The organism is Billgrantia aerodenitrificans, assembly GCF_021404405.1.
Classification (GTDB): Bacteria; Pseudomonadota; Gammaproteobacteria; order Pseudomonadales; family Halomonadaceae; genus Halomonas; species Halomonas aerodenitrificans.
In genome coordinates this window covers 67,209-87,164 of record NZ_JABFTV010000009.1, presented here as the reverse complement: position 1 = coordinate 87,164, position 19,956 = coordinate 67,209, and the positions used below count along the sequence as shown (strand labels likewise).

Annotated in this window: 20 protein-coding genes; 6 read left to right on the top strand and 14 right to left on the bottom strand. The window is 62.0% G+C overall.

Annotated elements, in window-relative coordinates:
• The first annotated feature begins 14 nt into the window (after window positions 1–14).
• Genes HOP59_RS16920 through flgL form a run of 4 tightly spaced genes read left to right on the top strand, consistent with a single transcriptional unit; the run spans window position 15 to window position 5,589 of the window.
• Window positions 15–1,139, top strand: coding sequence for a flagellar basal body P-ring protein FlgI (locus tag HOP59_RS16920; RefSeq protein WP_234254825.1), 1,125 nt, complete (start codon window positions 15–17; stop codon window positions 1,137–1,139).
• Window positions 1,139–2,266 (top strand): flagellar assembly peptidoglycan hydrolase FlgJ, encoded by a 1,128-nt coding sequence (flgJ, locus tag HOP59_RS16915; protein WP_234254746.1) that lies wholly within the window; start codon window positions 1,139–1,141, stop codon window positions 2,264–2,266. The genes HOP59_RS16920 and flgJ overlap by 1 nt, the downstream gene beginning before the upstream one ends.
• A gap of 60 nt (window positions 2,267–2,326) precedes the next feature.
• Complete coding sequence (flgK, locus tag HOP59_RS16910) at window positions 2,327–4,273, top strand: flagellar hook-associated protein FlgK (protein WP_234254745.1); 1,947 nt, start codon at window positions 2,327–2,329, stop codon at window positions 4,271–4,273.
• A gap of 20 nt (window positions 4,274–4,293) precedes the next feature.
• On the top strand, window positions 4,294–5,589 hold the full coding sequence (flgL, locus tag HOP59_RS16905) for a flagellar hook-associated protein FlgL (protein ID WP_010628980.1): 1,296 nt from the start codon (window positions 4,294–4,296) through the stop codon (window positions 5,587–5,589).
• A 163-nt stretch (window positions 5,590–5,752) separates the two neighbouring features.
• Here the strand turns inward: flgL and fliR are convergent, their stop codons facing one another.
• From fliR to fliF, 13 genes are all read right to left on the bottom strand, one after another.
• Window positions 5,753–6,544, bottom strand: coding sequence for a flagellar biosynthetic protein FliR (gene fliR / locus HOP59_RS16900; RefSeq protein WP_010628979.1), 792 nt, complete (start codon window positions 6,542–6,544; stop codon window positions 5,753–5,755).
• A gap of 25 nt (window positions 6,545–6,569) precedes the next feature.
• The gene (fliQ, locus tag HOP59_RS16895) at window positions 6,570–6,839 is read right to left on the bottom strand and encodes a flagellar biosynthesis protein FliQ (protein WP_010628978.1); all 270 of its coding nucleotides are present in this window, start codon (window positions 6,837–6,839) and stop codon (window positions 6,570–6,572) included.
• Window positions 6,840–6,885: 46 nt separating this feature from the next.
• Entirely contained in the window at window positions 6,886–7,629 is a 744-nt protein-coding gene (fliP, locus tag HOP59_RS16890) for a flagellar type III secretion system pore protein FliP (RefSeq protein ID WP_010628977.1), read from the bottom strand.
• Window positions 7,626–8,063: a flagellar biosynthetic protein FliO gene (gene fliO, locus HOP59_RS16885; RefSeq protein WP_010628976.1), complete on the bottom strand. Its 438-nt coding sequence runs from the start codon at window positions 8,061–8,063 to the stop codon at window positions 7,626–7,628. Before fliO ends, fliP begins: the two co-directional genes overlap by 4 nt.
• Complete coding sequence (gene fliN, locus HOP59_RS16880; protein WP_010628975.1) at window positions 8,060–8,632, bottom strand: flagellar motor switch protein FliN; 573 nt, start codon at window positions 8,630–8,632, stop codon at window positions 8,060–8,062. Before fliN ends, fliO begins: the two co-directional genes overlap by 4 nt.
• Complete coding sequence (gene fliM / locus HOP59_RS16875) at window positions 8,625–9,671, bottom strand: flagellar motor switch protein FliM (protein ID WP_010628974.1); 1,047 nt, start codon at window positions 9,669–9,671, stop codon at window positions 8,625–8,627. The genes fliN and fliM overlap by 8 nt, the downstream gene beginning before the upstream one ends.
• Window positions 9,672–9,690: 19 nt before the next feature.
• A complete protein-coding gene (fliL, locus tag HOP59_RS16870) occupies window positions 9,691–10,155 on the bottom strand; it encodes a flagellar basal body-associated protein FliL (protein WP_010628973.1) in 465 nt (154 codons plus the stop codon).
• A gap of 120 nt (window positions 10,156–10,275) precedes the next feature.
• Window positions 10,276–11,526, bottom strand: coding sequence for a flagellar hook-length control protein FliK (locus HOP59_RS16865; protein WP_010628972.1), 1,251 nt, complete (start codon window positions 11,524–11,526; stop codon window positions 10,276–10,278).
• 18 nt (window positions 11,527–11,544) lie between these two features.
• Window positions 11,545–12,000, bottom strand: coding sequence for a flagellar export protein FliJ (gene fliJ / locus HOP59_RS16860; protein WP_010628971.1), 456 nt, complete (start codon window positions 11,998–12,000; stop codon window positions 11,545–11,547).
• The gene (gene fliI / locus HOP59_RS16855) at window positions 12,000–13,394 is read right to left on the bottom strand and encodes a flagellar protein export ATPase FliI (RefSeq protein WP_010628970.1); all 1,395 of its coding nucleotides are present in this window, start codon (window positions 13,392–13,394) and stop codon (window positions 12,000–12,002) included. Before fliI ends, fliJ begins: the two co-directional genes overlap by 1 nt.
• 10 nt (window positions 13,395–13,404) lie before the next feature.
• Window positions 13,405–14,151, bottom strand: coding sequence for a flagellar assembly protein FliH (locus HOP59_RS16850; protein WP_010628969.1), 747 nt, complete (start codon window positions 14,149–14,151; stop codon window positions 13,405–13,407).
• Window positions 14,144–15,148 carry a flagellar motor switch protein FliG gene (fliG, locus tag HOP59_RS16845; protein WP_026038186.1) on the bottom strand — a complete coding sequence of 335 codons (1,005 nt, stop codon included), beginning with the start codon at window positions 15,146–15,148 and terminating at the stop codon, window positions 14,144–14,146. The genes HOP59_RS16850 and fliG overlap by 8 nt, the downstream gene beginning before the upstream one ends.
• Window positions 15,141–16,874 (bottom strand): flagellar basal-body MS-ring/collar protein FliF, encoded by a 1,734-nt coding sequence (gene fliF / locus HOP59_RS16840; RefSeq protein ID WP_234254744.1) that lies wholly within the window; start codon window positions 16,872–16,874, stop codon window positions 15,141–15,143. The genes fliG and fliF overlap by 8 nt, the downstream gene beginning before the upstream one ends.
• Window positions 16,875–17,172: 298 nt before the next feature.
• On the opposite strand from fliF, the gene fliE reads away from it, so the two are divergent.
• Window positions 17,173–17,502 (top strand): flagellar hook-basal body complex protein FliE, encoded by a 330-nt coding sequence (gene fliE, locus HOP59_RS16835; protein ID WP_234254743.1) that lies wholly within the window; start codon window positions 17,173–17,175, stop codon window positions 17,500–17,502.
• Window positions 17,503–17,514: 12 nt separating this feature from the next.
• Here fliE and HOP59_RS16830 read toward each other — a convergent pair whose 3' ends face one another.
• Window positions 17,515–17,880 (bottom strand): flagellar protein FlaG, encoded by a 366-nt coding sequence (locus HOP59_RS16830; protein ID WP_010628965.1) that lies wholly within the window; start codon window positions 17,878–17,880, stop codon window positions 17,515–17,517.
• A 363-nt stretch (window positions 17,881–18,243) separates the two neighbouring features.
• On the opposite strand from HOP59_RS16830, the gene HOP59_RS16825 reads away from it, so the two are divergent.
• Complete coding sequence (locus tag HOP59_RS16825) at window positions 18,244–19,926, top strand: methyl-accepting chemotaxis protein (RefSeq protein WP_234254742.1); 1,683 nt, start codon at window positions 18,244–18,246, stop codon at window positions 19,924–19,926.
• The last annotated feature ends 30 nt before the right edge of the window (window positions 19,927–19,956 follow it).

Genomic DNA, 19,956 nt, shown 5'->3' with positions numbered 1-19,956 from the left:
TGACCGACTTCATGATGACCAAGCCAAACCGTTTCGCTTCGGTGGCAAAAAAGCTTCTGCTACTGACATGGCTTTGTCTGCTGGCGCTGCCGGCTCAGGCCGAACGTATCCGTGAAATCGCCAACTTCGCCGGCGTGCGCGACAACGTGCTGGTCGGCTATGGCCTGGTGGTCGGGCTCGATGGCACCGGCGATCAGACCATGCAGGCGCCCTTCACCGGGCAGAGCCTCACCAACATGCTGTCGCAGCTCGGCATCACCGTACCGCCGGGCACCAACATGCAGTTGCGTAACGTGGCCGCGGTAATGGTAACCGCCGACTTGCCGCCGTTCTCACGCCCAGGGCAGCGGCTCGACATCAACGTGTCTTCCATCGGCAACGCCCGCAGCCTGCGTGGCGGGACGCTGCTGATGACGCCTCTCAAGGGTGCCGACGGCGATACTTACGCGATCGCTCAAGGCAACCTGCTGGTGGGTGGCGCCGGAGCCCAGGCGGGTGGTGCTCAGGTCCAGGTCAATCAGCTGGCTGGTGGGCGAATTCCCGGTGGGGCAATGGTCGAGCGCGAAGTGCCATTGGATCTGGGCGCCAATGCCGGACTCCTAGAGCTCGAGCTCAAGCAGGCGGATTTCGGCACCGCACAGCGGGTGGTCAATGCCATCAACAACGAGTTCGGTCGCCCGGTGGCCGCAGCGCGTGATGGTCGCGTCATCGCCTTGGACGGACCCACCAACCCCAACTCCCGAGTCAACTTCATGGCTCAGGTGGAGAATATTCGGGTTACGCCGATGGAGGCGCCGGCCAAGGTGATCTTCAATGCCCGTACCGGCTCGGTAGTGATGAATAGCGCCGTGACCTTGCGCCGTGCCGCCGTGGCCCACGGCAATCTGTCGATCGTCATCGACACCCGCTTCCTGGTCAGCCAGCCGGCGCCGTTCGGTCAAGGTGAGACCGTGGTCGTGCCCGATACCGAGATCGAGTTGCAGGAGCAGGACGCCTATCTGCGTGTGGTGGAAGGGGCCGATCTGGTCGATGTGGTCAATGCTCTCAACGCCCTCGGCGCCACGCCCAGCGACCTCATGGCGATTCTCGAAGCGCTCAAGGCGTCAGGCTCATTGCGCGCCGATCTGGAGATCATCTGATGAGTATCCAGGACATGGGTGGCCAGTTCGCCCTCGACGTGCAGGGGCTCGAGCGGCTCAAGCACACCGCGAGGAATGACGAAGCGGCGGGATTGCGCGGTGCCGCGCAGCAGTTCGAGGCGCTGTTCCTGCAGATGATGCTCAAGAGCATGCGCGACACCATCCCGTCGGGTGGGCTGCTCGACAGTCAGCAGACCGAGTTCTACCAATCGATGATGGATCAGCAGTGGGCTCAGACCATGGCCGGCCGCGGCATAGGCCTGGCCGATCACCTCGTGGCACAGCTGGAAAGCCAACTGGGAATTTCCTCCCCCCGCTCCGGCGTGGCGGATCGTGAACTGAGTGAACTCATCGCCGGTATTCCGCGTGGCACGCCCCGCGTCCTCCAGGATGCTCTGCAGCCCGCGGCAGAGGGTGAAGAGCGTCTGCCCGAACGGGCAGCCAACAATTCGGTGCGTGAAGCGGATCAGGTCACGATGCCGGCCAACTTCCTCGAGGAACTGGAGACCGTGCGCGTGGGCTTCATGGCGGCGCTGGATGCCAGGCTGCCGGCTTCCGCTCAGGCGCCCGTGCCGCCGACAGGTAGCCAGTCTGCGGCGAGAGCAAGTACCCGCTCTGGTTCGGCAAGCCAGGGGCAGGAGCATGTGCAACGTTTCATGGAGCGGCTCTCGGCTCCTGCGCAAGCCGCCAGCCGCAAGACCGGTGTGCCGGCTGAGCTGATTCTGGCTCAGGCGGCACTGGAAACCGGCTGGGGGCGCCACGAGATTGCCACGGCCGATGGTCGTAACAGCTACAACCTTTTCGGTATTAAGGCGGGCAGCAGTTGGAAAGGGCGTACTACCGACATCGTGACCCATGAATACATCAACGGTCAGCGTACCCGGGTCGTCGATAGCTTCCGCGTCTACAACTCGTTCGAGGAAGCCTTCACCGATTACGCACGTCTGATCGGCAACAACCCGCGCTATGCAGCGGTAACCACGGCGGGCAGTGCCGAACAGGCCGCCCGTGCACTGCAGGCGGGCGGCTATGCCACCGACCCGGCCTACGCCGACAAGCTGATCGCGGTGATGAACAGCATGGGGCCGATGCGGCAGCGGGATTCGCTGGTCTTTTTCAGCTATTGATCCCTAAAGTCACGACGATTCAGGCCGATATAAAGGGCATTGGCGAAAGGAAACGACACCATGAGCACCATTTTTTCCATCGGCCTGAGCGGTCTGAATGCCGCCCAGAACGCGCTGAACACCACCAGCAACAACATCAGTAACGTCTACACGCCCGGCTACAATCGTGAACTGACGATTCTCGGCCAGAGCCGTGCCGATGCCGGCGTGCAGGTCAATGCCATCCAGCGCCAGTTCAATCAGTACGTGGCCAACCAGCTCAACGCAGCGACCAGTGCATCGAGTGCATTGAAGACCTACGAAAATCAAATCAGCCAGATCGACAATCTTCTGGCCGATCGCGAGGCGGGCTTGGCGCCGTTGATGCAGAGTTTCTTTTCCTCCCTCGAGGATCTCGCCGGTGCCCCCTCCGACCCGGCGGCCCGCCAGGGCCTGCTGGGTACTGCCAATACCCTGACTGCCCAGTTCCGCGCCTTCGACGGCTATCTGCAGGACATGCAGGAAGGTATCAACGGTCAGATCAAGGACGAAGTCACCCAGATCAATAACATGACCGAGCAGCTGGCAACGCTCAATCGCGAGATCGCGCTGGCTCGTGCGCGCAGCGGCGAGGCCCCCAACAGCCTGCTCAATCAGCGCGACCAGCTGGTTGCCGAACTCAGCGAGCGCATGGATATCCGTCTGGAGATCCAGGACGGCAAGAGCTACAACATCAGCCTGCCCAACGGGCAGCCGCTGGTGTCCGGCACCAACCACTATCGCCTGGAAGCGATGGATGCCCCCAACGATCCGCAGCGTACCGTGCTTGGCTATCGCGATTCCGGCGGCAACCTGGTGGCGCTGGGAGAGAACACCATCAAGGGGGGGACACTGGGCGGACTGATGACCTTCCGTGCCGAGACCCTGGACAAGACCCAGAATCAGATCGGTCAGCTTGCCGTATCGCTGGCGGTAGGTTTCAACGAGCAGCATCGCCTGGGTCAGGATCTCGATGGTAACCAGGGCGGTGATTTCTTCAGCATCGGCCAGCCCCGCGTATACTCCTTTCCGCGCAATACCGGTGGCGTGGAAGTGACGGCGGCCAGCTTCGATGCGGCGAACATCGACAAGCTGCGCGCCACGGATTACACCATTCGCTTTCAGGACGGAGAGCCGCAGATTACCCGTAAGGATAACGGCCAAGCGGTACCGGCAGATGAAATCAACTGGGATGCCGATACTTCGACGCTCAGCTTTGGCGGCATCACCCTGGAGTTCAGCGGAACCCCGAACGACGGTAACCGTTACGAAGTGCAACCGGTGCGTCGCGCTGCGGCGAATCTCGACTCCCAGATCGCCGACCTGGACAAGATCGCCGCCGGCAGTTTCGTTTCCGCCACCAGCGACATGATTTCCGGCCAAGTCCGTGCCGATGCAGGAGCGCTCAGCGGCCTGGCTGATGGGGGAAGCTATGCCATCACACTGGATAGCGCTGGAGTGTTGACCTTCGGCTCGGCGGTAGGTCAGGAAATGCCTGCTACCGTTCTGGTTGACGGCGAAGCGCGAACCGTTAACCCAGACGGCACGATTGATGGCGACCCCTTGACCGCCGGTGCGACACTCACGGTGGATGGGGTGAGCTTCAAGGTGAAGTTGCCCAGTGCTGATCAGGGGGAGTTTACGCTTGATCTGGGCATCGCCGCTTCCGGCACCGGCGACAACCGTAACGCCCTGGCGATGCAGAACCTGCAGAGCCAGGCCCTGGTAGGTGGTCGTGCGTCCCTAAGCCAGGCATACGCCGGCATGGTTAGCGATGTGGGTAACCGAACTAACATCGTCAAGGTAAATCTCGATGCACGTCAGGGCTTGACCGACCAGCTCAAGGCAGTGCAACAGTCCGAGTCGGGGGTCAACCTGGACGAAGAAGCGGCCAACCTGATTCGCTACCAGCAGTTCTACATGGCCAATGCCCGGGTCATCGATACCGCTTCCACGCTGTTCGATACCATTCTCGGCTTGCGTAACTGATCTTCGGGGAGTCCACAAAGATGCGTATCAGCACTGTGACCATGTTCGATCAGAGCGTGGCATCCATGAATCGTCAGCAGAGCGACTTTCTCAAGGTCGGCCAGCAGATCGCCAGTGGCCGGCGGGTCGTCAACCCCTCCGACGACCCCCAAGCGGCGTCTCGGGCAGTCGGGGTGTCCCAGGCCAAGGCCGTGACCCAGCAGTTTGCCGATGCTCGTGTGTCGGCGCGTAACTCGCTGGCTCAGGCCGAGAGCGTGCTCAACAGCACGGCCGATGCCATTACCAGCGCCAAGACATTGCTGGTCCAGGCAGCAAGCGACACCCTGAGCGACGTCGACCGCCAGTCGGTGGCCTCCGAACTGCGCGGCATCTACGAGACCCTGATCGGCCAGGCCAATGCCACCGACGGCAACGGTCGCTATCTGTTTGGTGGCTACCAGGACAACTCACCGCCCTTCGCCCGCACCAGTGGGGATGGCATCTCTGGTGTCAACTATGTCGGAGACGAGAACACCCGCGAGCAGCGGATCGATGCCTCGCGCCTGATGCCGGTGGCCGACAACGGAAAGACCATCTTCCAGAGCGTGCCTTCGGGAGCCGGCTATGTGGCGAGAGCGGAGCGAGAGTCGCCTGGCGAAACGAGTATTGGTACTCAGCAAGGCTTCGTACGCAATGAAGGTTCGGTTGCATTCACCAGCGGGCCGAACCGCGTCGACCCGAATGCTGAGCACTTCGGCAAGCCGTTCGAATTGGAATTTTCTACCGACACGGATGGCAACCCGTTATTTTCCGTCAGTGTCGTTGAGGCCGACGGTACCCGAACCCCCATTGTCGCTGACGAGTCTTATGAATCGGGCAAGGCCGTCGTTTTTGGTGGCGTCAGCATCACTTTGGAGGGCGCGCCCGCTGACGGCGACCAGATCCAGCTGCGCCCGGCCAACGACGCCAATGCCAACCAGGACCTGTTCAAGTCACTCAAGGATGCCATCGACCTGTTGGAGCTCGATCAGGAGGGCACGCCAGAAAACCGTGCCCACTTCCGCAACACCATCAACACGGTGATGCGTGAACTCGACAACAGCCTCGACAACGTACTGACCGTGCGTGCCTCCATGGGTGCGCGCCTCAACGAACTGGACGTGGTCGATGCCGTCGCCGGCAACCGAATGATGAACTACGATAAAACGCTTTCCGATCTGGTCGATCTCGACTACGCCAAGGCAATTGCCGATTACAGTCTGCGCCAGGTCGGCTTGCAGGCGGCTCAGAAGGCCTTCGTCGACGTCAAGAGCATGTCACTGTTCAACTTCCTGTGAGGATTCTGTCTGGGACGGCAATCCATCGAGCCGCCAGGTAAGCCGGCTCAACTTCCCTGCAGATCTCGTGCAATTGACGAGATCTCGTTTCGCCGCTCCGGCTTGCCGGGCGGCTTTTTTGCGTTTGCAGATGGGCTTAACTAATGATGAGGCAAGGGTGATGTCAGGCCAGCGGCGCCAGCGCCTCGATCAGCGCGTAGATGAACTGGATGCCGTTGCTGAACAGCCGCTGCAGGAAACGTGACATATCGGTCATCAGTACCATCAGCAGCACCAGGCCGACGGTCAGCGAGGTGGGGAAGCCGATGTTGAACACCGTCAGCTGAGGAGCTGAACGGTTCAAGATGCCCATGGCCAGGTTGATGATCAGCAGCGAACCCACCAGTGGCAACGCCAGCGACATGCCGGCGACGAAGATGGTGCCGCCGTAGCGCACCACCATCTCAAAAGCCGCGGGATTGAATGCGCCGATGCCGATAGGCAGACCGTAAAAGCTCGATACCAGTGCTTCCAGCACCATCAAGTGGCCGCCCAGGGCGAGGAACATCAGCAGGGTGATCATGAAGAAGATCCGCGAAAGGATCATGGTGTTGGTGCCGCTGCCGGCATCGAAAAAGGATGCGAAGGCCAGGCCCATTTGTAGGCCGATGAACTCACCAGCTGCCTGAACCACGGCGAAGACAACGTGCATGACCAGGCCGATGGCAATGCCGATCAGCATCTGTTCCACCATGATGCCGAAGCCCGCCCAGGAGACGAGAGGCACGTCGGGCATGGGCGGCAATACCGGGGCGATCACCAGCGTGATGAGAAATGCCAGCCCGATCTTGGCCTGGTTCGGCACGCTGGAGTGTCCCCACAGCGGAGCTGCCTGAAAGAATGCCAGGATGCGCACGAAGGGCCACAGCAGAAGCACCAGCCAGCCGTGGAGTTGATCGAAGGTCACCTCGACCATGCGTAGCTCACCTCAAGAGTGCGACTCACATCAACATGCTGGGGATGCTGGTGAAGAGGTTGCGGGTGAAGTCCACGATCAGCTTCAGCAGCCAGGGGCCGGCCAGCACCAGCACGGTGAACACGCCGAGAATCTTGGGGATGAACGAGAGCGTCATCTCGTTGATCTGGGTGGCAGCCTGGAACAGACTCACGGTAAGACCCGTGAGCAGAGCGGTGATCAGCAGGGGGCCGGCCAGGAACAGCGTGACGCGCATGCCCTGATAGGCGATGCCCATGACCATTTCCGGTGTCATTGTGACTCCTTGCCGGCGCGGCGCGACCGGCTTGTCTTGGCGGCGTTCATATGAAGAAACTCTCCGCCAGCGATCCGACAATCAGCTGCCAGCCGTCCACCAGTACGAACAGCATCAGCTTGAACGGCAGCGAGATAGTGGCCGGCGGCACCATCATCATGCCCAGTGACATCAGGGTGCTGGCAACCACCAGGTCGATGATCAGGAACGGGATGAAGATGGTGAAGCCGATCTGAAACGCCGTCTTGAGCTCGCTGGTGACGAAGGCCGGTACCAGAATGCGCAGTGGTACATCCTCGGGCCCCTGCATGGGACCGACCTCTGCCAGGCGCGCAAAGAGCGCTAGGTCGGGCTCGCGGGTCTGGGCCAGCATGAATTCGCGGAACGGCTCCTGGGCCAGCAGTAGGAACTGCTCGAAATCGATTTCGTCAGCGCTAAGTGGCACCCAGGCGGTCTCGTACACTAGTCCGATCACGGGTGACATGACGAAGAAGGTCAGGAACAGGGCCAGACCCAGCAGTACCTGATTGGGTGGCGTAGCCTGGGTACCCATGGCGGTGCGCAGCAGACTGAGCACGATGATGATACGGGTGAAGCTGGTCATCATCAGCAGCGCCGCCGGCAGGAAGGCCAGCGAGGTGAGCAGCAGCAGCGTTTGCAGTTGAATCGACCACTGCTGGCCGCCGTTGTCCAGGGGCTGGCTGATGATGCCGGGAATCTGCTGGGCATGGGTGCCCAGTGGTAGAAGAGCAAGCAAAAGGACGGCAAGCAGGACCAGCGAGCGAATCATGATTCTCCCCGCCTGGAGCCACCCAGGCCGGCGTTCTGTTTCAAGGCGCGGGCAAAGCGGACGGCGAAGCGCTCGTCTGCGGTCTGCGTGCCAGTCGTCACCTCGGCGGGGCGTGCAGGTGCCTGCCGCTCGTGTAGCTTGTTGACCTGCCCGCCGCCGACACCGAGCACCAGCCAGGTGTCTTCGATCTCGACGATGACCACACGCTCGCGAGCACCGACGGCAGCACTGCCCACCACCCGTAGATGTCCGCCTGCCGCTCGCTGTTGGGGGTTCCAGCGCTTCAGCAAGGCGGTGCAGATCAGGATGATAGCGATGACCAGCGCCAGGGCAGCAGCCGTCTTGCCGAGGGTGGCCATGCCTACCAGAGCATCTCCACCCACGGCCAGCGCGTCGATGCCGGCCGGGGTTTCGGTCGAGGGAGTGTTGCTCATCGGTTGAGTTTTTGCACCCGCTCGGAAGGGGTGATGATCTCGGTGATGCGGATGCCGTATTTGTCGTCGACCACTACCACTTCGCCTTGGGCGATGAGGTAGCCGTTGATCAGAATGTCCATCGGCTCGCCGGCCAGACCGTCGAGCTCGACGACGGAGCCTTGGGTCAGCTCGAGCAACTGCTTGATGGTCAGCTTGGTACGGCCCAGTTCCACGGTCAGTTTGACCGGGATGTCCATAATCATCTCGAGGTCGCGTGGAGCGCCGACTTCCTTGCCCCTATCGAGCGGGCGGAAAACCCGCTCTCCAGCGGACTGAGGGGCAGCCGGCGGAGCGGCAGCAGCAGGTGCCTCGTCGGCGGACGACTCGAATGCCTCCTGTTCGGCCAGAGCTTCCGCCCACGGGTCGTCGTCAGTGCTACCTGCGCTTTGCTCGGCCGCGGCTTGCTCTGCCATGGCTTCGGCCCAGGGATCGTCGTCGGTCGCCGGCTCCTTATCCTCTTGTTCGGACATGGCGGCGGCCCAGTCGTCGTCGGAAACGTTCTGATCGGGTTTCTTGGGATCAGTCATGCTTGGATTCCTTGGCTTGAGGCGCTGCGCCCTTGATGAAGGCGTCCTTCGACACCGGGTTCTGTGCACCATGGTCGATGATGCGGATGACACGCAGCGCGCGCTGTTCGTGCTGGCTGCCGTAGTCGCACTCCATCACAGGCACCCCGTCGACGCTGGCGGTCACGGTCTCGGGGAGTTCCAGCGGAAGCACGTCGCCCACCTTCAGCGCCATGACATGGGCGATACGGGTAGGAATGTCGGCAAAGTTGGCAATCAACTCCACCTCCGAGCGGCGAATCTCGCCGGCCATGCGCTTGGTCCAGGAGCTGTCCTGGTTGTGATGGCCATCGCTGAGCGGGTTGGCCAGCAGGTCGCGTAATGGCTCGACCATCGAGTAGGGGATGCAGATCTGAAAGCTGCTGGCGAGATTGCCTACCTCGATGTTGAAGTTCGTGTTCACCACGATCTCGTTGGGGGAGTTGGTGATGTTGGCGAACTTCGATTGCATTTCCGAGCGCAGGTAGCTGATCTGCAGCGGATAGACCGACTTCCACGACTCCTCATAGGCGTCGATGGCCAGATTCAGCAGGCGCTGGATGATGCGCTGCTCGGTATTGGTGAACTCGCGACCTTCCGACTTGGTCAAGAAGCGCCCGTCGCCGCCGAACAGGTTGTCGACCACCATGAACACCAGGTTGGGCGGGAACACGATCAATGCCGAACCGCGCAGCGGCTTCATGCCGATGATGTTGATGTTGGTCGGCACCGGTACGTTGCGCGAAAACTCGCTGTAGCTCAGGTAGCGCACTGAATCGACGGTAATATCGGCGCTGCGCCGCAGCAGGTTGAAAAGCCCCATGCGGAAGTGCCGCGCGAAGCGCTCATTGATGATATCCAGCGCTTGCAGGCGCTCGCGAATCACGCGGTGCTGGGTCGCCGGGTCGTATGGGCGTACGCGCGTCTCGCCGTCGTTTCGTGCAACGGGCTCGTCGTCGCCGCTGACGCCTTTGAGCAGGGCGTCTATCTCATCCTGTGACAGCAGATCGTCTTGGGACATGGTGGCAGGGGCACCCGGTTTATTGCACGATGAACTCGGTGAACAGCACGTCTCGAATATCCAGGGACGGCTGAGGCTGGGACAGCGGGTCGGATAGCACGGCAATCACTTCATCGCCGAGGCGGCGCTTGCCTTCCGGGGTGGTCAGCTCGCTGGCTTGCTTGCCGGAGAACAACATCAGCAGACGGCTGCGAACCTGCGGCATGTGCTCAGTGAGAATCTCGCGAGTCTCGTTGTTGCCGACCTTGAGCGAGATACCGGTGTAGAGCAGTCGCGAGCCGAAATTGTCGTCGGCGAGATTGACCGTAAAGGGGTCGATCTTGACGAAGATCGGTGTCTGTCGCTGCAGTTGCTGCGTCTGAGCGTTGCCACCTTCGCTGGCGTCACGCTCGCTCATGACCATGTAGATGGCCGCTCCCGCTGCTGCCATGGAGAGCAGTACCAGCAGCACCATCAGCCACAGGAGCTTTGTGGAGCCACCCATCGATTTTGCCATTGCCTTGCCTTTCGTATGTTGTCCAGCTGTTGGGATGATTATGCCAAGCTGCGCGACCTGCGATGACAGGAACAGGCCGCGCGAAAGGGCTTATCTTGGCTTTTTGTCTCAGGCGTAGAGGTTCACCCGGCCATCCAGCGACAGGGTGGCGGTCGAAGTCGATGCGGCTTCGTCGGCAGCGGCCAGAGCGGCCTCTTCCTCGCCGGAAGCCGAGCCACCCTGACTCTGGCGGCCATCCTGATTGGCGAAAGCCTGGGCATCCTGGCGGCGCTGCTCGCCCACCGAGGTCTCACCCAGGGTAATGCCTTGTTCGGCCAGCGCTTCACGCAGTTGCGGAATAGCCTGCTCCAGCACCTGACGAACCTGTGCATGTGAGGCCAGGAACTGCGCCTGGGCACCCTGCTCGGTCATCTTGAGTGTCACTGAGAGAGGGCCGAGTTCGGCCGGGTTCAGCCGCATCTCGACCTGCTGCTCGCCGCCGATGCGGGCAAATTGCAATAGCTGCTGACCCAACTGGGCGGGCCAGTTGGGGCTCTGCAGCGGGGCGGTGAGAGTGGCCTGGGTGGGTAGTGCGGGTTGCGCAGCAGCCTGAGCCTGCCCTGTCGGGGCGCTGCCGGGCTGTGTCATGGTGGTGGCTTCCGGCACGAAGCCGGCGCGTGGGGAGTCAGGCGTCATCGGATGAAGCTCGCCACCGGCCTGGGCCGTTCTAGCGAAGGTCGTGGTGAATTCGGTTGTCGTATTGACTACGCGTAGTGGGGCTTCGTCCGCTTGGGCAGCGAGGACACGATCGACGGTCATGGCGGCCTGGGGCAATGCAGCGGTCTGGCCTTGGCCAGTTGCCAGCCCGGCAGTGGTCAGCGCAGCGCTGTCACCGTTAGCCATGCGCATTTCGCCGGTGCTGCTCGGGGATGCCAAGGCCGCAGCAGCAAAGGCGGAGGCTTGACGTTCGGCATGATCGGCAGCTGTGGCGTCACCGGCGACTACCAAGTCGGGATCGGTCTGTAGCATCGGAGCCGGCGCGCTGCCGGTACCCTGCTCCTGAACAAAGCTGCCGTCGATCAGGGCAAGACGTGCCATGATCTCGTCGAGCTGGGCGTTGGCATCGGTGTGTCCGCTTTCACCGTCGGGCTGCTGATCGATGTTGCCATACATCGCCTGGAGCAGCGCCTGATGCGCGGCCATGGTTTGCGGCAAGGCATGGCCGGAATCGGCTAGCGGAAGAGACACAGTGCGGTCTTTGAAGGGAGCGCTGCCGCTAGCCTGGTTCAAGGCCAGAGCGAACGGTCCCGGGGCGACACCGGCTTCCTGCTTGCCGGGGAGTTGATTCGGCAGAGCGGACAGGATCATCTGGATATTCATGGTCTTCTCCTTACCGACTCAGGAAGAGAGGTCGGTACGCTGGCGTAGTAGCCGTCCGGCTGCCATTTCGTCACTGGTACGTTGGTCGCGGCGCGCCTCCTGGCGCAGTCGCTCGGCATCGCGTCGCGATACCAAGGTATCGAAGGCGGAAAGCCGCTTCTGTTCCTGTTGCCAATTTTGCTGGCTCTGCTGAACGCGCTGCTGCTGGGCCTCCAGCGCCTGTCTGGCGCGCTGCAGGGCGGCATCCAGTGACGCCAGGAACTGCTGATAGTTGTGCATACTCGCCGGATCGATGCCTTCACGCATGGCCTGTTGCAAGCGCTCGGCATACTCGAGCCGATAACGATTGAGCGACTCCAACTGAGCGCTGACCTGACGTTCACTCTGACGCTCGCCCGCCAGCAGCTGTCCTGCCTGGTCGCGGGCGTCGCGGGCCAGGTCGCTCAGCATGGCGAGTTGTGACGATGCACTCATTATCTGACTCCTAGTGTTTCGGCCAGAACCTGTTTGGAAGCCTCGATCGAGGCGTTCTCATTCATGCCCTGCTGGAGAAAGTGCTCCAACTGGGGGTAACGCTGTACGGCCTCGTCCAGTTGAGGGTCGTGCCCCGGGCTGTAGGCGCCGACGCTGATCAGATCGCGATTGCGCTGGTAACGCGAGAACAGGCGCTTGAACGCCTGGGTCATGCGCAACTGCTTGTCGTCGATGATGTGGGTCATCACGCGGCTGATCGAGGCCTCGATGTCGATGGCCGGGTAGTGGCCGGCTTCTGCCAGGGTGCGGGACAGCACGATATGGCCGTCGAGGATGGCGCGCGCCGAGTCGGCAATCGGGTCCTGCTGATCGTCGCCTTCGGTGAGAACGGTGTAGAAGGCGGTGATCGAGCCGCGGCCGCGTTCGGCGTTGCCGGCACGCTCTACCAGGCTGGGTAGCTTGGCGAACACCGAAGGCGGATAGCCCTTGGTGGCCGGCGGCTCGCCGATGGCCAGAGCAATTTCGCGCTGGGCCATGGCGTAGCGGGTCAGTGAATCCATGATCAGCAATACGTTCTTGCCCGCATCGCGAAAACCCTCTGCCAGCCGCGTGGCATAGGCGGCGCCCTGCAGGCGCTGCAGCGGCGAGGTATCGGCCGGTGCCGCTACCACCACGGCACGTCGACGCCCCTCGGGGCCGAGAATGTTGTCGATGAAGTCCTGAACCTCGCGCCCACGCTCGCCGATCAGGCCCACCACGATGATTTCGGCGTCGGTGTAGCGGGCCATCATGCCGAGCAACACCGACTTGCCCACGCCGCTGCCGGCGAACAGCCCCATGCGCTGGCCGCGCCCAACGCTGAGCAGGGCATTGATGGCACGGATACCCACATCGATCTGCTCGTCGATGGGAGCGCGCTTCAGCGGGTTGAGTGGGGGGGTGGACAGCGGGGCACGGGGGGCCTCGTCCAGAGGGCCGAAGCCGTCCAGCGGCTCGCCGTTGCCATCCACCACGCGACCGAGCAGGGATTCACCCAGTGGGAAGCGGCGTGCCGCATGATCCGGACCGTCGCCCAGCGGGAAGACCCGGGCGCCGGGCATCAGGCCGGCGATTTCCGTGAGCGGCATCAACAGCAGACGCTCGCCGTTGAAGCCGACTACCTCGGCTTCGGCGAAACGGGGCGGCTCGTTGCCACCGGGGGAGAGCAGCTCGATGCGACAGGCGTTGCCCAGCGCCACGCGCAGTCCGACGGCTTCGATCACCATGCCGGTGGCGCGCAGCACCCGACCGCTGGTGCGATAGCCGGGCACCGTTTCCACACGCGCGCGCACATGCCGCAGCGTCTGCTGCCAGCGTGCTTGATGCGCATTGGTGGTCGCTGCCGCTTCGCTCATTGCGTTGTCTCTACTCTTCGTTGTCGCTGCTGTCGTCGGCGGGTGCTGCACGCCGACGTCTGACCTGGGATTTCACCGCCTGCCAGCGGGTCTCCCAGGTGGCATCCAACTCGCCGTTGGCACTGGTGACGCGACAGCCGCCGCGGGTGAGCTGTGTGTCGGGTTGCAATTTCCAACCGGCCGCGGCCAGCTCAGCGCCCAGGTGCTCCTCGACCAGTTTGTGGTCGAGCGGATGTAGCCAGAGGCGCTGCTGGCCCACCAGCGGCGGCTCGGTATGTAACAGTGCTCTGATCAGTTCCAGTACCTGGCGCGGACGAGCCTTGAGCGCTTCGCCAGCGAGCTGATGGCCGGTTGCAAGGGCCAACTCCACCAGGTCGTTGGCAATCTCTTCATCGAGCCCCTCGAGGGCGATGGAGAACTGCTCTGCAAGCGGTCGAAGCGGTACCACGGTGTCACGAACCTGCCGCTGGAGTTCTTTCTGCGCCTTCGAGCGCCCCTCATCCAAGCCCTGGGCATAGCCTGCCTGTCGGCCTTCCTCGAAGCCGGCGCGATAGCCCTCCTCGCGGGCTTCCTGCATCACTTTCTCGCGCAGCGTCTTCAGCTCTGCTTGGCGCTGAAATGCCTCGCGGCGCCGGGCTTCCACGGCTGGGTCGAGAGCCTGCCGGTTGCCATCGTCGGGGCGCTCGGCATGCAGTTCGTCCATCTGCCAGCGCCGCCAGGGGGCGTGGCGTTCCGCGCCGGTTGCCCGATCAGACATAGGTGTCGTCTCCGCCACTCAGCACGATCTCGCCGGAATCGGCCAGACGGCGTACCACCTGGAGAATGGCCTTCTGCTCGGCTTCCACCTGCGAAACGCGAATCGGCCCGCGGGCTTCCATGTCCTCGCGCATGAGATCGGCGGCACGGCGTGACATGTTGCGCAGAAACTTCTCCATGAGCCCTTCGGGAGCGCCTTTGAGAGCCACCACCAGCGAGTTGGTGTCGATCTCCTTGAGCACCAGCTGGATGCTGCGGTCGTCGAGATCCATGAGGTTCTCGAACAGGAACATCTCGTCGATGATCTTCTGTGCCAGATCCTCGCTGTGGGCGCGCACCGTCTCGATGGCGGTTTCCTCGAGAGAGGAGTTCATCAGGTTGAGGATCTCGGCTGCCGTTCTCACGCCGCCCATCTTGCTGCGCTTGAGGTTCTGCCCGTCGAGCATGCCCGAGAGCACCTCGGTGAGTTCTTGCAGGGCGGCCGGCTGCACGCCGCTGAAGGTAGCGATACGCAGTACCACGTCGTTGCGCAGCTTGTCGTCGAACAGCTCGAGGATATCGGCCGCCTGATGACGCTCCAGGTGGACCAGGATGGTGGCGATGATCTGAGGATGCTCGTCGCGGATCAGCTCGGCCACCATCGAGGCTTCCATCAGATTCAGCGAATCGATACCGCTGCTGGAGCCGGAAGACTCCAGGATGTCCTCGATGATGCTGGTGGCGCGCTCGCTGCCCAGCGCCTTGGTCAGCACCGAGCGAATGTGCTCGCTGGAGTTGAGGTTCAGGGCGATGAACTCTTCGGTCTCTCGGTGGAACTCCAGCATCACCTGCTGCATGTCTTCATGGGATACCTGGCCCATGTCGGCCATCTCCATGCTCAACTGCTGGATTTCCTTGGGCGAGAGGTACTTGAACACCTCGGCCGCGCTGTCCTCGTCGAGGGCCAGCATCAGGATGGCGCTGCGGCGAACGCCGTTCATCGCTTTGGCACTACTCATGCTTACTCATCCAGCTGCGAACGATCATGGCGATCATGCGGGGATCTTCCTGGGCGAGCTCGCGCAGCTCGGCCAGATGGTCTTCATAGGCCGACGAGCGACGTTTGCGCTTGGGCTTCTGGTACGGCCGCAGCTCATCGTCTTCTCCGGCCGCCTGCAGTTCGCCCTCGGTCGGCTCACCATCGTCACCCACGCGTACCTGCAGGCCGGTGCCCGGAGCGCTGGCGAGCAGGGGCTGCTCGGTATGGCGCTTGATCAGCGGACGCAGGACCAGCAGGTAACCGAGGAGTACACCCAGCGCCACCAGCAGATAGCGTCCGATGGTCAGAGCCAGCGAATGAACCTCGGGCGATTGCCACCACTCGAACTCTTCGGCTTCCGTCACGTCGCGGCTGAACGGGCTGTTGACCACTTCGATTTCGTCGCCACGTGCCGGGGAGAAGCCGATGGCCTGGCGCACCAGACGCTCGATCTGGGCGATCTGAGCCTCGCTCAACGGCACGCGCTGCCATTCGCCGTCTTCGTTGCGCTCTTCGCGATAGTCCACCACCACGGCGGCGGTAAGACGGGTCACCTCACCCTGACGATGCTGAATGTGCTGGATGTTGCGGTCGACCTCGAAGTTGACCACGTCGTCCTGGCGTAGGTTGTTGAGTGCCTGCAGGCTCTGCTGTGCCTCTTCGGTGAGCTCACCGTCTTCGTCGGTGGGCAGCTCGATGGGCGAAGGGGCCACCCCTGGCGGCGTGTTGCTCAGCGCGCCGGGGATGCCCAGTGCTAAGCCGTCGCCGCCGTTGTAGGAAAGACTCGACTGGCGGCTGCGTATCGCGGCTTCGTTGGGCGGCTGGTTGGGGCCGAAGCGTTCTGAGGTCTCTTCGCGACGGGAGAAATCGATCTGGGCGGCGACCTGGGCACTGATGTTCTCGCGACCGAGGATCGGTGCCAGAATGTTTTCGATACGTTGCTGGAAAGAGCGCTCCACCTCGGCAATGTAGTCTAGCTGGGTGGCATCGAGACCGCGGCCCTGGCTACTGGTCTGGGAAAGCAGGCGGCCGCTGTGGTCGACCACGGTGACGTTTTCCGCGGCCAGGTCGGGAACGCTGCTGGATACCATGTGAACGATGGCGCTGACCTGACCGTCGCCCATCACCCGGCCCGGCTCCAGAGTGACGATGATAGATGCCTTGGCGGGTTCACGATCGCGCACGAACACCGAAGAGCGCGCCATGGCCAGGTGCACGCGGGCGCGCGCTACCGGCCCCAGGGATTCGATGGAGCGCGATAGCTCGCCCTCCAGGCCGCGCTGAAAATTGACCTGCTCGGCAAACTGGCTGACGCCGAAGGCCTGGTTGTCCATCAGCTCGAAGCCGACGTTGCCACCACGTGGCAGGCCCTGCTCGGCCAGCTGCAGGCGCAGGCTGTGTACGGAATCTCCCGGCACCAATAGTGCAGTGCCGCCTTCACTGAAGCGATATGGGACGCCGCGGCTTTCCAGCTCGCTGATGATGCGCCCGCCATCGGCCTCGGTAAGGTTGCTGTAGAGGACACGATACTCAGGCGCACGCGCCCACATCAGCAGTGCGACCACGATGGCGATCATTGCAGCGCCACCGATCAGGATGGCGATCAAGGGGTTGCCGCGCAGCTGTTGCTGTAGGCGCTCGACCACCGCGGCGGAGCCGCTGGCTGAGGAGTCCTGACGCTCCTGCGTCGTGGCGCCGTTACTCATGCTTGCCCCCGCATGAGTATCCATTCAGCGACTGCATGAGGCGCGCACTGGGCTGCGTGAAGTGTGTTGCTGGAAGAAGGCATCGACTGCATCCGTTCACCGCGTTCTGGCTGCCCGCAAGGGGCGCAACTGTGATGAACGCTATTATGCGAGCCGCCATCCACTCCAAAGGCAGGAAAAGCCCCTTTTTTACCTTCCATTTGGTCGTTTGGTAGGCGCCGCAACCTGATAGGCTTGCTCTACATTCCAGTGGGCCCGCGTGAGCCCGCCAATCAATACGAGACGAGGGGTGCGGAACATGAGTTCACCTGCCATCCAGTCGGCATTGGCACAGATGCAGACTCTGGCGGCCCAGGCCAGTGGGCCGGCGGCCAAGGGCCTGCTGGTATCGACGCAGGTGGGGCAGGGCGGCTTCGCCGGCGAACTGCAGGCTTCGATTCAGCGTATCAATCGCCTGCAGCAGGCCTCCGCCGCAAAGTCCATGGCCTTTCAGGCCGGCGATCCCAATGTCGAGCTCAACGACGTCATGGTCGACATGCAGAAGGCCAGCGTGGCCTTCCAGATGGGCCTGCAGGTTCGTAATCGTCTGGTTACCGCCTACCGTGACGTCATGAACATGCAAGTCTAAGCTGTACAATGCCTAGGCTTGCAGGTTGATCAGGCTACCCTTGAATTCATCGAGGCGCTCTGCGATGGCCAGGACTTCTTCGGCCGGGATCTGGCGTAGAACGTCTCCCGACTCGCGGTCCACGATGCGTGTAATGACGCGCGTTGTGTCATTGAGTTCGAATTCCACGCCATACTGACGCAGCACCTCGTTGATGCGTTGGATCGGCTCCACCAGGTCGGCCTGGCTGGGCGACATTGCATGGCTCTCGGCCTGGGCCAGCATGGAGCCGGCACTGGGCAACGAAGCCAGAATGTTCTCCTTGCGCTGACGTGGCGTCAGGTCGTGCAGCGCTGAGCTGCTCAAAGCATTGGTGGCGTCGGTCAATGGCGAAGACATGGTGTTTTTCCTTTTATTTGATGCCCTGCTGATGCTGGGCTTCAGCATCTCCCCAAGGCTGCTTGAAGACAGCCCATCCCAAGTGGCATATCGGCCGAAAATGGACCGACTTTAGTCTTTTGCATGATTTTTTGTTCTTTTTTCGTGGTGTCTTGTCAGCTGTTGGGCAAGCTGTTGAAACGATTGATGTGAAACGCTGTTCATTTCCTGCTTGTCAATATCCCTTTGGTGTAACCCTGATCCAGGTCATGGCAACATTAGTCTTGTCTGTTTAGCCTCGAGAAGCCATGGAGGGCTAGGGGGCAGGGGTGTGTAAACAGCACCGCTGTTAAGACAGCACGACAATGCCATGGCAGAGAGACTATGCGCATCAACCAGCCAGTGACCGATCGAGAGTACGAGATACGCGACGACCAGAATCTCATTTCACGAACCGACAGCAAGGGTCGCATTACCTATGCATCGTCAACGTTCTGTGAGGTCAGTGGCTACTCCCGCGAGGAGCTGATCGGATCTCCCCACAACCTGATACGACACCCGGACATGCCGGAGGCTGCATTCGAGAATCTGTGGAAGACAATCGAGGCTGGCGAGGTCTGGTCGGGGCTGGTGAAGAACCGGCGTAAGAATGGAGATTTCTATTGGGTGCACGCCCATGTGGTGCCAATCGTCGAAAACGGCCAGTTGCAGGGCTATACCTCGGTGCGCGTCAAACCGGCCCACGGAGCCAGTGCAAAAGCTGAGGCGATTTATGCCCGGCTGCGCGAAGGGCGTATGAGGGGAGTCCGCCTCGATCGCGGGCGGCTCGTATCCACTCGCTCTCTGGAACGCATGGCGGACCTATTGCCGTCAGGACACGGTGGAGTATTGTTAGTCATGTCTCTGGTAGCCAGCGGTGTGATAGCTGCCAGCGATCTCATCGGTTGGCCCGGAAGGCTGGCCGGGGCCGTGGCGATTCTGACAGTGGCTTTTATGGGTAAGCGGCGCTTCGATGCTGCCGTTGGACGTGTCCGACATTTTGCCATGCAGGTAGCCGCAGGCAACTTGGCAGCGGCCTCACCACCCTTGCGCCGCGACGGCATGGGCGAGGTGATTGCGGCTCTGGGCATCATGCAACGCAGCCTGGTGAACATCGCCGGTAACATTCACAGTACGCTGGACGTGGTCGAGCGAGAAACGCTGGAGTTGGAGCGTGACAACCGCAGCTTGGCCGAACGTGCTCAGCAACAGTCCTCTTCGCTGCAGCAGACCGCCGCCAGTATGGAGGAGCTCACGGCAACGGTTCGGCAGAATGCCGCGAACACTGACCAGGCGGAAGCCGAAGTGGGGCGAATGCACGAAGTCGTGGGACGTAGCGAAGATGAGGTTCAGCAGTTAGTCGAGAGCATGCGCCACATCACCGTCAGTGCCGACAAGATGACCGAGGCTATTGAGGCCATCGAGTCACTGGCTTTCCAGACCAATCTATTGGCGCTAAATGCCTCTGTTGAAGCCGCCCGGGCCGGGTCACACGGCCGAGGGTTTGCCGTGGTCGCACAGGAAGTCCGTCGGTTGGCGGAGAGCTCCACAGTATCGGCGGATCGCGTGCGTGAGTTGATTGACCGTACCCAGGATGACGTCAAGGTGGGAGAGGAACGCATTGCTCAGCTGGTCGCAAATAACCGGGATGTGATCAAAACGGTGGGTGGCATAGATCGGCTGATTCGAGAAATCGCCATCTCATCCCGGGAGCAGGCCATCGGTCTCGAGCAGATAAATCAAGCGGTAGTGGAAATGGACAACGCCACGCGTGAGAGTGCCGAACGGGTATCCAATTCCGCCGACCTGGGCGAGCTGCTGACCGAACAGGTAGGTTGGCTCACGGTGGCCATTTCGGGTCTACGCCGGGCTGGTGAAGGCAAGGAATGGGTCAGCCGCGAGCAGCACTTGCAGATTCGCGATGCTCGTAGGACCGCCCGCCTCGACGGGTGCTCGCACGAGGAAAACGAGCCGCCCGACCCGTATGAACGTTCAAGAGCCGAGTCTGTTCGTATCGTTTCTGTCTGAGGGGGCGCAATACCCAGGATTCGCTCCCCT

What these genes read in the sequence shown, in the direction of transcription:
- HOP59_RS16920 (WP_234254825.1), top strand. Translation starts at nt 15, where the DNA reads ATGACCAAGCCAAACCGTTTCGCTTCGGTGGCAAAAAAGCTTCTGCTA.
- flgJ (WP_234254746.1), top strand. Translation starts at nt 1,139, where the DNA reads ATGAGTATCCAGGACATGGGTGGCCAGTTCGCCCTCGACGTGCAGGGG.
- flgK (WP_234254745.1), top strand. Translation starts at nt 2,327, where the DNA reads ATGAGCACCATTTTTTCCATCGGCCTGAGCGGTCTGAATGCCGCCCAG.
- flgL (WP_010628980.1), top strand. Translation starts at nt 4,294, where the DNA reads ATGCGTATCAGCACTGTGACCATGTTCGATCAGAGCGTGGCATCCATG.
- fliR (WP_010628979.1), bottom strand. Translation starts at nt 6,544, where the DNA reads ATGGTCGAGGTGACCTTCGATCAACTCCACGGCTGGCTGGTGCTTCTG.
- fliQ (WP_010628978.1), bottom strand. Translation starts at nt 6,839, where the DNA reads ATGACACCGGAAATGGTCATGGGCATCGCCTATCAGGGCATGCGCGTC.
- fliP (WP_010628977.1), bottom strand. Translation starts at nt 7,629, where the DNA reads ATGATTCGCTCGCTGGTCCTGCTTGCCGTCCTTTTGCTTGCTCTTCTA.
- fliO (WP_010628976.1), bottom strand. Translation starts at nt 8,063, where the DNA reads ATGAGCAACACTCCCTCGACCGAAACCCCGGCCGGCATCGACGCGCTG.
- fliN (WP_010628975.1), bottom strand. Translation starts at nt 8,632, where the DNA reads ATGACTGATCCCAAGAAACCCGATCAGAACGTTTCCGACGACGACTGG.
- fliM (WP_010628974.1), bottom strand. Translation starts at nt 9,671, where the DNA reads ATGTCCCAAGACGATCTGCTGTCACAGGATGAGATAGACGCCCTGCTC.
- fliL (WP_010628973.1), bottom strand. Translation starts at nt 10,155, where the DNA reads ATGGGTGGCTCCACAAAGCTCCTGTGGCTGATGGTGCTGCTGGTACTG.
- HOP59_RS16865 (WP_010628972.1), bottom strand. Translation starts at nt 11,526, where the DNA reads ATGAATATCCAGATGATCCTGTCCGCTCTGCCGAATCAACTCCCCGGC.
- fliJ (WP_010628971.1), bottom strand. Translation starts at nt 12,000, where the DNA reads ATGAGTGCATCGTCACAACTCGCCATGCTGAGCGACCTGGCCCGCGAC.
- fliI (WP_010628970.1), bottom strand. Translation starts at nt 13,394, where the DNA reads ATGAGCGAAGCGGCAGCGACCACCAATGCGCATCAAGCACGCTGGCAG.
- HOP59_RS16850 (WP_010628969.1), bottom strand. Translation starts at nt 14,151, where the DNA reads ATGTCTGATCGGGCAACCGGCGCGGAACGCCACGCCCCCTGGCGGCGC.
- fliG (WP_026038186.1), bottom strand. Translation starts at nt 15,148, where the DNA reads ATGAGTAGTGCCAAAGCGATGAACGGCGTTCGCCGCAGCGCCATCCTG.
- fliF (WP_234254744.1), bottom strand. Translation starts at nt 16,874, where the DNA reads ATGAGTAACGGCGCCACGACGCAGGAGCGTCAGGACTCCTCAGCCAGC.
- fliE (WP_234254743.1), top strand. Translation starts at nt 17,173, where the DNA reads ATGAGTTCACCTGCCATCCAGTCGGCATTGGCACAGATGCAGACTCTG.
- HOP59_RS16830 (WP_010628965.1), bottom strand. Translation starts at nt 17,880, where the DNA reads ATGTCTTCGCCATTGACCGACGCCACCAATGCTTTGAGCAGCTCAGCG.
- HOP59_RS16825 (WP_234254742.1), top strand. Translation starts at nt 18,244, where the DNA reads ATGCGCATCAACCAGCCAGTGACCGATCGAGAGTACGAGATACGCGAC.